The sequence below is a fragment of the Mitsuokella apri genome (assembly GCF_047974105.1).
Lineage (GTDB): Bacteria > Bacillota > Negativicutes > Selenomonadales > Selenomonadaceae > Mitsuokella.
In genome coordinates this window covers 189,268-201,305 of sequence record NZ_JBHYRS010000003.1, presented here as the reverse complement: position 1 = coordinate 201,305, position 12,038 = coordinate 189,268, and the positions used below count along the sequence as shown (strand labels likewise).

Sequence of the window (12,038 nt, the reverse complement as noted above, 5' to 3'; positions counted from 1 at the left end):
AACCGGACCGATATTAATCATTAATCCTTGAGTGCTTCTGGCATAGCCTCAGCTACATCGACACCTTCCGGCGCATAGAGCACAATCTGCTCTGAGATGCGTTTGGCACAGCCATTGACAATATAGCAGGCACCGTTGACAAAATCGCAGATACGGCGCTGGTCCTCTGCGGCAACACGCTCGTAGTTGACTACAACAGCTTTGCCGCCCTTGAGGTTATCCGCAATATCCGTGACCTGGTCAAAATTCTCCGGTACATAAATCTGTACGCGAAGCTCCGGCACTCTCGTCGTATGAACCGTCAGCTGGGGACGCGATGCCTTCGCCTTGGCGCGGTAAGAAGAATCATATTCCGACTCTGGGCGCTGTACATAGATAGAGCTGCCGCCCGAAACCTTGTACTCTTCCGTCGCAGAAGCAGCTGCTGCTTTCTTTGCAGTCGTCTGCTGGACTTTTTTCTGGTCCACAGCAGCTTCATTCTCTTCTACTTCTACGTCTTCCCAAGGCATCAGCACATCAAGCAGACCCTGGAACTTGCCCTTGATCTTATCTACACCGCTCATAACATCTCGTCCTTCCACCTGAATTCATATCAAAACAGTTCATTATATACAAACATATGTAAAAAACTGAATTTAACTATCAACATGATACCACATCCTGCAAAAGATGTAAAGCCAGAAGCTCCTATGTCCATCGGCACGCCCATCACATTTTGCAGGCAGCAAACATTCTGGGCTGACTTCGACATCATGCACGGATGATGACGCAGCCGCGCTGTTTTTTTGCTTCGTAAAGGGCTTTGTCGGCCTTCTCGAGCATATCCTGCAGGCGTCCTTGGCCGTAGGTGCCGCCGATACTGATTGACAGGTGAAGCTGCGGATAGTCGGGTACTGTCAGCTCTCTTACGGCCTCGCAGATTTCGTCGAGTTTCCTTGCAAAGACGTCCCGCGGGATTTCCTCGAACGCCAGCAGGAATTCGTCGCCGCCGTAGCGCAGCAGGATATCGGTCTTGCGGATGCACGAGTAGATGGCGCGTGCGACCGACCAGAGCGCCTTATCGCCGGCCTTGTGCAGCCACGTGTCATTGATTGTCTTGAAGCGGTCGACATCGATCATCGCGACGGCCTGCACCGGCATGCCCGCCACCTGCTCGTCGTAATAGCGGCGGTTCTTGACCTGTGTCAGCGAGTCGTTGAACATCTGCTCGTTGTAGCGCGTGATGCGTTTGACGAATTCGTTCTTGCCGTAGGCCCCGACGAGCGTATCGCTGCTTAAGTGCAGGATATTCTCGAGCACGTAGGACTTTCCCTCAATCTGCAGATAGTCCGACACGACGAGATACGCCTCATCGTCAATAAACTCGAATTTCGAAGCCTTCTTCTGCGTCGTCAGAGCCTTCATGGAGATGCAGTTGCAGCAGCGCGCATTCTTCTTCCAAAGGCAGTAGCAGTAATCCTGTTCCGGCGTCAATTCGCCCATGAGGCTGCATTGAAAGGCACGGTTCGTCATGGGATCCACGACGCGGACGACGTCAAAAACCGTCCGGAGCTCCTTGATGCGCCTCACGAGCCCCAGCCGCGTCAGGCCCTTATCTGCCTCTTCTCGTTTAGTCATGAACACATTCCTCTTCCTCTTTCTGAGCAGACCTATAGTTCATCTTGTTTTGATAAAGAGCAAGCAAATCCGCGAGCGGCAGGGGCTTGCTGTAAAGATAGCCCTGCTGCTTCGTGCAGCCGCACTGCCGCAGAAATTCGGCTTGCTCCTCGGTCTCGACGCCCTCGGCGACCGTCTCGATGCCGATTTTCTTCGTCAGTTCAATGACGCATTCGATGACGTAGCGGCTGATTTTATTCTGGCCGAGACGGCGAATGAATTTCATATCGAGCTTGAAGAGCTCAAAGGGGTACTCGTCAACGATGTTCAGGGAAGAATACTCGCTGCCAAAATCATCGAGCCAGACCGTAAAGCCCGCCTTGTGAAAATCATCAATGACGCTTCTAAGAAGCTCGGGGTCCTGCCCAAGCGCCCGCTCCGTGATCTCGATTGTAATGTATTTTTTGTCGATGCCGGCCTCTTTGAGACACGTCTCGATTTTCTCCCGCATCTGGCAAGACCGGAAATCGTTCAGCGACAGATTCAGAGAGACCGGCACGAGCTTGATGCCTGCCTCCCGTTTCGCCTTCATCGCCTTGATGATGAACTTAATCATATAGAGGTCGAGCTTGAAAAGAAGGCCCGCATCCTCGAGCACGGGGATAAACTGATTCGGCGGGATCATGCCCCTCGTCGGCGAAATCCAGCGCGCGAGGGCCTCCTCGTCCGTGATTTCACCGGTCTTCGAGTCGACGATTGGCTGGAAATACGCCTGAATCCAGTCATTGTGCAGGGCTTCCCTGAAGTGGTTGAAGACGTACTCCTTTTGGGCCGTCTGCTCGTGCAGCTCACTGTTGTAATAGACGTGATGCATGCGGAACGAGCCGCGCTCGGAGTCGCAGGCAATCTTCGCGCGGTCGCAGGCCGTCGCCGTCGGGACGCTTTCAAAAGAGTCCGCATAGATGCCGACGCGCAGCGGCAGCACATTGCCATGGTTGACCTTCTTCAGTTCGTCAAAGAGGGTATCGAGCTGTGCCTTCAGCATAAAACTGTCGGTAAACGCCGCAAAATGGTCGCCCGAAAAACGCCCCGCCTGCTCCGTGCCAAACGTCCTGCGCAGCAGCTTGCCAAACTCCCGCAGGAGTGTATCACCGGCCGTAAAGCCGTGGCGGTCGTTGAAAATCTTCATATTGCTGAAGTCCATGTAGAGGATGACGGGCTCTTTGTTCTCGAGGTAATACTGCTTTTTCCCCTCTTCGGCGAGCTGCAGAAAGTACGTCATATTCGGCAGGCCCGTCAAATCGTCGTAGCGGTTCTGCCGCGCCATGACGCCGATTTTGATATTCTCCGTGATGTACGAATGCATCATCTTTTCCACGCGGGACTTGTCGCCGGCCATATCCTGCGTCTCGTCCATATACCAGACAACGAAGAGATTATCCTTGCCCTGCAGATGGATGCGCCTGCCGTCCGCATGAATGATATGATAATCTTTTTGCTCGCTGGTCTTATTGCGGTAGACAGCACTGTACTCTTCCCCATTCGCCACGAAATCGTAAGCGAGGTCCGAGATGCGCGCGACATCGTCGGGATGGGCGTCGCGGTACATATCGCGGTCCAGCAGCTGCACGGCCTCTTCATACGATTTGAGACAAAAAAGGTCGAGAAATCCCTTGGAAAGGGCTACCGTCTTGACCTTCTGCTCGGCAAATTCATATATAGCAAACGGTACCGGCGAAACCTTGACCGCCTCTTTCAACATATCGGGTAAACGAAACCGATTCATACTGATATCCCCTCTTTGCCTATGGCATTCATGCGTGAACGTACTCCCGCCTATAGTATTTTCCATTCAACTTGCGCTTCTATTTTTTAAGTATGCTCCGCACTCTCTTTTGCAGTTCCGGCACAACATCTTCTTCAAACCACGGATTCTTCCTCAGCCAAATATTGTTTAAAGGACTCGGATGCACAATGGGGAAATATTGGGGCAGATAGTCATGGAACGCTTTTACCGTTTCCGTAAGATTCTTCTTCTCTTTCCCTTTGAGATAATAACGGACAGCATAGCCGCCAATCAAAACAGTCAACTGAATGTTCGGCATCATGCTGCGCAGTGCTTTGTGGTATTCTTTCGCAATAAAGGCACGCGGCGGCAGATCACCTGTCTTCGCTTTTCCCGGATAATAAAAATCCATTGGCATAATGGCGATATCCTCGGAATAAAACGTATCCCGACTAATCCCCAGCCACTCCATCAGACGTTCTCCGGATTTATCGTTAAACGGAATCCCTGTCTCCTCAACTTTTTTGCCCGGTGCCTGACCGATAATCAAAATCCGCGCTGACAGGCTGCTTTGGAATACTGGTAAAATACCGCGCTCTGTATATGACCGGTTCCGTTCATCCTCTTTTAATTTTTGTACAAACTCTTCTAACTTATCCACCTGTATACTCCTTCATTAGGATTTTGACATCAATACTACGGTCTCAACGTGCGAAGTCATCGGAAACATATCGACAGGCTGGACTTTCTGTGCCTTGTAGCCGAGCGGTTCGAGGATGGCGAGGTCGCGCGCGAGGCTCGCGGGATTGCACGAAACGTAGACGATGCGCTCGGGGTGCATATTGGCAAACGTCTTGAGGACCGTTTCCGTGCAGCCGGCGCGCGGCGGGTCGACGACGACGACATCGGCGCGCACGCCCTGTTTGTAGAGGCGCGGCATGACTTCCGTCGCGTCGCCGACAATGAATTCGGCATTGCGCACGTTGTTGTCGCGGGCGTTTTTCTGCGCGTCGAGGATGGCCGGCTTGACGATTTCGATGCCGTAAACCTCATGCGCTTTCTGCGCGAGGAACAAAGTAATCGTACCCGTGCCGCAGTAGGCGTCGATGACCGTCTCTTCGCCCTTGAGGTTGGCAAATTCGAGGGCCTTGTTGTAGAGCACTTCGGCCTGCGCCGTATTGACCTGGAAGAACGAACGCGGCGAGATATGGAACGTCAGGCGGCCGATGCGGTCGAGGATGGTCGGCTTGCCCCAGAGCAGCTTCGTCTCGCGGCCCATGATGACATTGTTGCGGTACGTCTGGATGTTCTGATGCACGCTGACGACATGGGGCAGGCTCCTGCGCAGGGCCTTGACAAATTCCTTTTCGCGCGGCAGCTGCTTCGTCGCCGTGACGATGACGACCATGAGCTCGCCCTTCCCGCCGACACGGCCGACGACATGGCGCACGACGCCCGTGTGTTTGTCTTCATCATATACGGGAATGCGCAGTTCGGTGATGATATCGCGCACAGCATTGACGATTTCGTTGTTGCCTTCCTTCTGGATATGGCAGTCGCGCGTATCGATGATTTCATGGCTGCCCTGTGCAAAGCAGCCAATGATCGTCTTATTTTTCTCACGGCCTACGGGGAACTGCATTTTATTGCGGTAGTTCCACGGATTTGCGGCACCGAGCGTCGGCTCGACAAAGACGTCCTTCTGGCCGCCGATGCGCGTGACGGCATCGATGACCTGCTGACGCTTCGCCTTGAGCTGAGCCATGTAGTTTAAATGCTGGAGCTGGCAGCCGCCGCATTTGTCATAAATGGAGCAAATGGGTTCAACGCGGTCGGCACTTTTTCTGAGAATTTCGGTAAGGCGTGCCCTTGCATACGTCTTCTTGACTTCTGTGATGACGGCCCTGACCTCTTCCCCCGGCAGTGCATAGGGCACAAAGACCGTGAAGTCCTCATAGCGCCCCACGCCCTCGCCGCTTGTGCCAAGCGTGTGAATCTCGATTTCGTATGATTTTCCTTTTTCGACGGGAACTTGATGTTTCATACTTTTTCCTTTCCATTCCATTCGTTATATTATCTTATTATTTTACCGCAAATTCGACCTTTTCGAAGAGCTCCTCTGGTTTTGCAAGGATGACTTTTGCACCGTGTTCGAGAAGTTCTTTTTCCGGGCGGAAGCCCCAGAGCACGCCGATGGGCAGGAAGCCAGCATTGACGGCCGTGTCCATGTCGACGCTCGTATCGCCAAAGTACGCGACTTCCTCCGGTTTCACGCCGTACTCCTTCGCCATCATCAAGGGCTTCGTCGGGTCCGGCTTAATCGGCAGCCCCGGACGGTCGCCCATGACCGTCGTAAACGTGCCTTTAGGGAACATGCCTCCAATAATTTCATCCGCTGCCTGCTGATGCTTGTTCGTGCAGACCCCCATCGGGATGCCCATGTCTTTGAGCTTATCGAGCAGCGGCTGAATGCCTTTAAAGGGTCCCGTATGGTCGCGGTGATGCTCGTAAATTTCCTGATAGCGCTTCATCGCCTCGAGCACAAACGCTTCGTCCTGAGCCTTATCCTTCGGCAGCGTGCGCTCGATGAGTTTTTTCGAGCCGTTGCCGAGAAAATAGCGGTATTCCTCAACCGTATGCGTTGGGAAACCGTACGACTTGAGCATTTCGTTGACACTGATGGCAAGGTCCTCGAGCGTATCGACGAGCGTGCCGTCGAGGTCAAAAATCGCTGCTTTATACTGCAAAGAGAAGATCCCCTTCCTGAATTTTCCTGAATTTTATTCTATCGCTTCATATGCTGCATTTATTGTTATCTTTATAATAGTTTCGTTTTTTCCTGCAAAAAACCTTCCCCGAAGGGAAGGTTTTCTTACCTACTATATCAATATATCAGTCGGCGAGCTTTTCGGCAAGCATCTTGTTGACCATTTGCGGATTGGCTTTGCCGCGCGTGGCCTTCATGACCTGACCGACGAGGGCGCCGATGGCCTTCTTCTTGCCGCCCTTGTACTCGGCGACGGCCTTCGGATTGGCTGCAATGGCCGCGTCGACGGCTGCCTCGATGGCACCCGTATCCGTGATCTGGACGAGGCCCTTGTCCTTGACGATTTTCTCCGGCTCGTCCGGATTCGTCCACATCTCCTTGAAGACCTTCTTCGCGATCTTGCCGGAAATCGTGTCCTTCATGATGAGACCGATCATCTTGCCAAGACGTTCGGCGCTGACCGGAGACTTCGCGATGTCGAGACCGTCCTCGTTGAGGTTCTTCGCGAGGTCGCCCATGATCCAGTTCGCCGCAAGTTTCGGGTCAGCACCCGTCGCGACGACGGCGTCGAAGTACTCGGCCATTGCGCGCGAACTCGTGATGATGCCGGCATCGTACGTCGAAAGGCCGTAATCCTTTTCGAGGCGGGCGCGGCGGGCATCGGGCAGTTCCGGCAGCTCGCTTCTGTATTTTTCAATCGTCTCTTCGCTCGTGACGATTGGCGGCAGGTCCGGCTCCGGCATGTAGCGGTAGTCGTGTGCGTTTTCCTTGCTGCGCATCGACAGCGTGATGCCGCGGGCCGGGTCGAACGTGCGCGTCTCCTGAATGACATGGCCGCCGTCCTCGAGCACCTCTTCCTGACGCTCAATCTCGTAATTGATGGCATCTTCGAGATTCTTGAAGGAGTTGATATTCTTCATCTCCGTGCGCGTGCCGAGCTCTTTCGTGCCGGCCGGGCGCAGCGAGACGTTGATATCGGCACGCAGATTGCCCTCTTCCATGCGGCAGTTCGACACGTCGATATACTCCATGATAGCCTTGATCTTTTCCATGTAGGCGCGGGCTTCTTCAGCAGAGCGCAGGTCAGGCTCCGAAACAATCTCGAGAAGCGGCACGCCCGTGCGGTTGTAGTCGACGTTGCTCGAAGCGGAATCCTTGATTGTCGTGCCCGAATGCACGAGCTTGCCGGCGTCTTCTTCCATATGGATGCGCGTCAAGCGGATGCGTTTTTTCTCGCCGTCGACATCGATATCGACCCAGCCGTGCTCGGCAATCGGCAGGTCATACTGCGACGTCTGCCAGTTTTTCGGCAAATCCGGATAGTAGTAGTTCTTGCGGTCGAATTTGCTGTACTTGTTAATCGTGCAGTTCGTCGCGAGGCCGGCCTTGATGCCGAATTCGACAACGCGCTTGTTGACCGTCGGCAGGACGCCCGGCAGGCCGAGGCACACAGGGCAGACATGCGTGTTCTGCTCGGCGCCGAAGCCCGTGGCACAGCCGCAGAAAATTTTCGTTTTCGTCTTGAGTTCGCAGTGGATCTCAAGGCCAATGACTGCTTCGTATTTCATCAGTTGTTCCCTCCAAGCTTCGCCATCGTGTTATGGTAGTCCTGACTCTGCTCATACGTATAAGCCGTGCGGATGAGCGTTTCCTCCGCGAGCGGCTTGCCGATGATCTGCAGGCCGATGGGCAGGCCCTTGCTGCTGCGGCCGCACGGAATGGAGATGCCCGGCAGGCCGGCGAGGTTGAGTGGTACGGTGCAGACATCCTGCAGGTACATCTGCAGCGGGTCTGCCATCATTTCGCCAATCTTGAAGGCCGGCGTCGGGGCCGTCGGAGCCATGATGACATCGACTTTCTTGAAGGCTTCCATATAATCCTGCTGTACAAGCGTGCGGACCTTCAGAGCCTTGAGGTAATAGGCATCGTAGTAGCCGGCAGAAAGGGCGTAGTTGCCGATCATGATGCGGCGCTTGACTTCCTCGCCGAACTTCTCATCGCGCGTATTCGTCATCATCTGCACGAGGTCCTCGCCGTCGACGCGCTCGCCGTAGCTGACGCCGTCGTAACGCTCGAGGTTCGTTGCAGCCTCGGCCGGTGCAATCAGGTAGTACGTCGAAATCGCGTACTCCGTATGCGGCAGCGAAATCTCGACGACCTCGGCACCGAGCTCCTCGTACTTCTTGATGGCCGTGCGGATGGCCTGCTCGACCTCGGGGTCCATGCCCTTGACGAAGTACTCCTTCGGCAGGCCGATTTTGAGGCCTTTGACATCCTCGACGAGGGACTTCGTGTAGTCCGGCACCTCGGCCGTGCTCGACGTCGAATCCATCTCGTCGTGGCCGGCAATGATGTTCAGGATATTCGCACAGTCCGTCACATCGCGCGTCAGCGGGCCAATCTGGTCGAGAGAAGATGCATAAGCGACGAGGCCGTAGCGCGAAACGCGGCCGTACGTCGGTTTCATGCCGACGACACCGCAGAACGAAGCCGGCTGGCGGATGGATCCGCCCGTATCAGAGCCGAGGGCCCAGATGGCCGTGCCGGCCGCGACAGCTGCGGCGCTGCCGCCCGAAGAACCTCCCGGCACGCAGTCAAGGTGCCACGGGTTATGCGTCACATGGTAAGCGGAATTCTCCGTCGAACCGCCCATGGCAAACTCATCCATGTTGGCCTTGCCGAGGATGACCGGATTCTCTTTCTTGAGCTTCGTCATGACCGTCGCATCGTAAGGCGGCACGAAATGCTCGAGAATTTTCGAAGCGCACGTCGTCTTCATGCCTTTCGTGCAGATATTGTCCTTGATGGCGCCCGGAATGCCCTCGAGGAAGGAGATTTCCTCCCCCTTGGCAATCTTTTCGTCGACCGCAGCGGCCTGAGCAAGGGCCTCTTCGCGCGTAATCGTCAGATACGCTTCAACGTCGCCCTCGACCTCATCGATGCGCGCAAGCACGTCCTTCGTGAGCTCGGTCGAAGTGATTTCTTTCTTAACGAGCATGTCGTGCAGGACATGCGCCGGTTTGTCATATAATCTCACAGTCTTCCCCTCCGTCAGTCCTCAAGTACCTTCGGCACCTTGAAATAACCATCTTCCTGCAGCGGTGCGTTAGCAAGGGCTTCCTCACGCGGCAGCGACGGCTTCACAACATCTTCACGGAAGACATTCTGCATCGGCAGGGCGTACGTGGTCGGCTTGACGTTTTCCGTATCAACCTGCGAGAGATTATCCATGTACGTCAGAATGGAATCCATCTGCTTGATATACGTCTCGGCCTTGTCCGCCGGCACCGAAAGGCGGGAGAGAACAGCGACGTTCTCGAGATCTTCTTTCGTTACTTTCATATTCTTAATTCACCATCCAAAATTGCATTTGTGAAAAAATAAAAACACGGTTCTATTATAGCACATATCCACCCAAAAAGAGAACCGCCTGCCGAAAGGGACAGGCGGAGTTTTAGAACATGGTAATCGGGTCGATATCAATGGCGACATCGGCGCGCAAATGAAGTTTTTCTTCTTTGAGAAAGTCATGTACAGCATCAAGGTCCATGGTCTTGATGAGCACGACAAAGCGGTAAATGCCGCGGAAGCAGGCAATGACCGCCGGTGCCGGCCCGATGATCTGATGGCCGCGCTGTCCTGCAAAATGAAGTTCAAACGCCTTGACTAGCGCCGTGGCTCTGTCACGCGCTTTTGTCTCGTCCTCATCCTGATAGAGGAGCTTGACGAGGCGGCTGAAAGGCGGATAAAAAAGTTCTTTGCGCAGGGCGAGTTCTTTTTGGAAGAAGCCCTCATAATCCTGCCGAATGCCGCAGGCCACGGCATAATGCGTGGGATTGTACGTCTGGATGACGACTTCGCCGCGCTGCTCATGGCGGCCGGCACGGCCTGCTGTCTGTGTAATCAGCATGAAACAGCGCTCCGCTGCGCGGAAATCCGGCATATTGAGGCTGGAATCCGCGCTGATAACGCCGACAGCCGTGACATTGGGGATGTCGTGCCCCTTCGCGACCATCTGCGTGCCGAGCAGGATATCGTACTCGCCGCGCCGGAAGCTCTCAAGGATTTCCTGATGCGCGAATTTTGACGTGGTCGTATCGCGGTCCATGCGGATGACGCGTGCAGAAGGCACAAGCTCTCTTAGTTCCTGTTCAAGTTTTTCCGTACCGGAGCCAAAATACTTGATATAGCGGCTGCCGCACTTCGGGCAGATATCGGGCACAGGTTCCTGTACATCGCAGTGATGGCACTTTAGCTGTCCGTTCTTATGATAGACGAGCGGCAGGCCGCAGTAACGGCAGCGGATGACCTCGCCGCACGAACGGCACATGACAAAGGTCGAAAAACCGCGGCGGTTCAGCATGATGATGACCTGCTGACGGTGCGCAATGGTCCTTTCGATGAGTTCCTGCAGGGCACGCGAGATGATGTGGCGATTGCCCATATGCAGTTCCTGACGCATATCCACGCAATGCACAACAGGCAAGGGCATATCGCCAATGCGGCGCGGCATATTTAAAAGTGTGAACTCCCCTGTCTTGGCGCGGTAATACGACTCAAGGGACGGCGTCGCGCTGCCGAGCAGCAGAACGGCGTCATTTACTTTGGCAATTTCCTCCGCCACAACGCGTGCATGGTAGCGCGGCGATTCGTCCTGCTTGTAGCTCATGTCCTGTTCCTCATCGAGGATGATCAGACCGATATCTTCAGCCGGTGTAAAAAGGGCCGAACGCGCACCGATGATAATGCCGGCTTCCGCGCGCCGCACGCGCAGAATCGCATCATTGCGCTCGGCAAGACTCAGCCGGCTGTGCACGACGACGAGGTCATCGGGGAAATACGCTTTGAAGGCCATAACGACCTGACCTGTCAGCGCGATTTCCGGCACGAGCACAATGACGCGGCGCCCGGCCGCACGGACTTTTTCCGCGAGCTCGATATAGACCTGCGTCTTGCCGCTGCCCGTGACGCCCTTCAATAAAAAGCCCTGATATTTTGCCGCCTCGATAGCCGGCATTACAGCGTGCACAACCTGCTGCTGGTCATCCGTGAGCTCAATCTGCTGCTTTTTCGCCTTTGCCCCGCGGTAGCTGTCGCGCAGGACGCGGCGGCGGCGCAGCTCAATGAGGCCCGTCTCCGCAAGGTTCTTAACCGTTGCCGGCGTCACCTGCTGTTCTTTGAGCTCTGCCATACTCTGCTGAGGACGTTCCTGCAGCAGTTTCAGCAGATGTGCCTGTGCCTTTTTGCGATGAAACTGCTGCAAAAGCTCCGGCGTCACTTCTGCTGTCAGCACGACAAAGCGCTCATACTGTGCGGCATCGCGCTTCTGCGCTTCGTATTCCTTATGCACGATATGATATTTCTGCATCTTGTCGAGCATATCGGCAAGACCGTCCTGCCATTCCGGCAGAGCTTTTGCCAGTGCCGACTTTTTTTGCGGCCCTTCCTGTAACAGATAATAGAAGATTGCCCTGCAGGCCGGCATATTCATGAGGATATGCTGTGCCTGCGACTCATCGGCCTCATAAAGTACGGAAATATGCAGGCCGCTCTTGCCCGGCATAAAGAGGCGCATGATTTCTGCCAGAGAACAGAGATAAAAATTCGCGAGCCAGCGTGCCACGCGGATCATCTGCGGCGAGAACCAGCCTTCCTCATCGACGGCCGCGATGATATCCTTGAGCTTGATGCCTTCCGGTTCCTTTGCGCCCTCGTGTGTCTCGACGACAAAACCCTCGACCTTGCGGCCGCCAAACGGCACAAAAACGCGCCAGCCAGCCTCAATTTGCGCGAGGCTGTCCGGCACACGGTACGTATAAGCCCGTGCAATGCTCTTGACGGGGATATTTACGAAAACATCGGCTGTCTTCATACTAGCGATTCCTTATT

At 54.8% G+C, this 12,038-nt stretch carries 10 protein-coding genes; all 10 read right to left on the bottom strand.

The genetic code is table 11. The annotated features are described in order from the left end of the window. Nucleotides 1–20 precede the first annotated feature (20 nt). Nucleotides 21–563, bottom strand: coding sequence for a cell division protein SepF (locus tag ACE419_RS05940; RefSeq protein WP_432648283.1), 543 nt, complete (start codon nucleotides 561–563; stop codon nucleotides 21–23). A 187-nt stretch (nucleotides 564–750) separates the two neighbouring features. Continuing rightward, a complete protein-coding gene (locus ACE419_RS05935; RefSeq protein WP_435721340.1) occupies nucleotides 751–1,617 on the bottom strand; it encodes a GGDEF domain-containing protein in 867 nt (288 codons plus the stop codon). Then, a complete protein-coding gene (locus tag ACE419_RS05930) occupies nucleotides 1,610–3,382 on the bottom strand; it encodes an EAL domain-containing protein (protein WP_435721339.1) in 1,773 nt (590 codons plus the stop codon). The genes ACE419_RS05935 and ACE419_RS05930 overlap by 8 nt, the downstream gene beginning before the upstream one ends. A gap of 79 nt (nucleotides 3,383–3,461) precedes the next feature. Beyond that, the gene (locus ACE419_RS05925; RefSeq protein ID WP_435721338.1) at nucleotides 3,462–4,043 is read right to left on the bottom strand and encodes a uracil-DNA glycosylase family protein; all 582 of its coding nucleotides are present in this window, start codon (nucleotides 4,041–4,043) and stop codon (nucleotides 3,462–3,464) included. A gap of 15 nt (nucleotides 4,044–4,058) precedes the next feature. Beyond that, a complete protein-coding gene (gene rlmD / locus ACE419_RS05920) occupies nucleotides 4,059–5,426 on the bottom strand; it encodes a 23S rRNA (uracil(1939)-C(5))-methyltransferase RlmD (protein WP_435721337.1) in 1,368 nt (455 codons plus the stop codon). A gap of 37 nt (nucleotides 5,427–5,463) precedes the next feature. Beyond that, a complete protein-coding gene (locus tag ACE419_RS05915; RefSeq protein ID WP_432648249.1) occupies nucleotides 5,464–6,129 on the bottom strand; it encodes an HAD family hydrolase in 666 nt (221 codons plus the stop codon). A gap of 145 nt (nucleotides 6,130–6,274) precedes the next feature. Continuing rightward, the gene (gatB, locus tag ACE419_RS05910) at nucleotides 6,275–7,717 is read right to left on the bottom strand and encodes an Asp-tRNA(Asn)/Glu-tRNA(Gln) amidotransferase subunit GatB (RefSeq protein ID WP_435721336.1); all 1,443 of its coding nucleotides are present in this window, start codon (nucleotides 7,715–7,717) and stop codon (nucleotides 6,275–6,277) included. After that, nucleotides 7,717–9,186 carry an Asp-tRNA(Asn)/Glu-tRNA(Gln) amidotransferase subunit GatA gene (gatA, locus tag ACE419_RS05905; RefSeq protein WP_435721335.1) on the bottom strand — a complete coding sequence of 490 codons (1,470 nt, stop codon included), beginning with the start codon at nucleotides 9,184–9,186 and terminating at the stop codon, nucleotides 7,717–7,719. The genes gatB and gatA overlap by 1 nt, the downstream gene beginning before the upstream one ends. Nucleotides 9,187–9,200: 14 nt before the next feature. Further along, nucleotides 9,201–9,491 carry an Asp-tRNA(Asn)/Glu-tRNA(Gln) amidotransferase subunit GatC gene (gatC, locus tag ACE419_RS05900; RefSeq protein ID WP_435721334.1) on the bottom strand — a complete coding sequence of 97 codons (291 nt, stop codon included), beginning with the start codon at nucleotides 9,489–9,491 and terminating at the stop codon, nucleotides 9,201–9,203. Between the two features lie 112 nt (nucleotides 9,492–9,603). Continuing rightward, on the bottom strand, nucleotides 9,604–12,021 hold the full coding sequence (priA, locus tag ACE419_RS05895; RefSeq protein WP_435721333.1) for a primosomal protein N': 2,418 nt from the start codon (nucleotides 12,019–12,021) through the stop codon (nucleotides 9,604–9,606). Between the last annotated feature and the right edge of the window lie 17 nt (nucleotides 12,022–12,038).